This window comes from Thioclava kandeliae (assembly GCF_040297545.1).
In the GTDB taxonomy this organism is placed as follows: domain Bacteria; phylum Pseudomonadota; class Alphaproteobacteria; order Rhodobacterales; family Rhodobacteraceae; genus Thioclava; species Thioclava kandeliae.
This window is the reverse complement of the sequence record NZ_JAYWLC010000093.1, coordinates 1-559: the sequence shown is the minus strand read 5'-3', so window position 1 is coordinate 559 and position 559 is coordinate 1. Positions and strand designations below refer to the sequence as shown.

The window sequence follows — 559 nt, the reverse complement described above, 5'->3', positions numbered from 1 at the left end:
CTGTCTTACGCTTCGCCGTCCAACGTTTGATGCTGTCTTCCATCGTCTTACTCATGGCTACGTCCTCCCTTGTAGCATGAGCAGGATTTCACTGGGTCAATACATAGCGGCCTAACCTGAGCAGATTCAGCTGGGTCAATACACACCTGCCGACCGAGCGGGATCGTGTCCCAACTGATGGTGTAGCTCATAGCGGGCCTCATGCTGACTGGCGGGCCGAGCTGATCAGTCGCGCTGCGCTGCAGGCAAGCTGCCCACGACATCATCGCAGATTGGCGCCAGCGTTTCCAGTGCCATGTATCGACCGCGCTGGACGGTCCATTCCTCGGTCTGCTCCATCAGGATGGCCCCAACGAGGCGGCGGATCGAAGCCTCATTAGGAAAGATCCCGACCACGTCCGTACGGCGCTTGATCTCGCCGTTTAGGCGCTCCATCGGATTTGTGCTGTGTAGCTTCGTTCGATGCTGCTGGGGAAAGGTCATGTAGGCCAGCACATCCTCCTCGGCGCCGTCCATGAGGGTCGCCAGCTTTGGCAGTTTCGGACGCATCTGATCAGCG

The 559-nt window shown here is 58.7% G+C and carries 1 protein-coding gene; it reads right to left on the bottom strand.

Annotated features, from left to right (window positions below; translation table 11 throughout):
- Window positions 1–225: 225 nt before the first annotated feature.
- Window positions 226–559, bottom strand: a 334-nt coding sequence (locus tag VSX56_RS20760) for a transposase (protein ID WP_350937877.1), incomplete at its 5' end; no start/stop codon positions are given.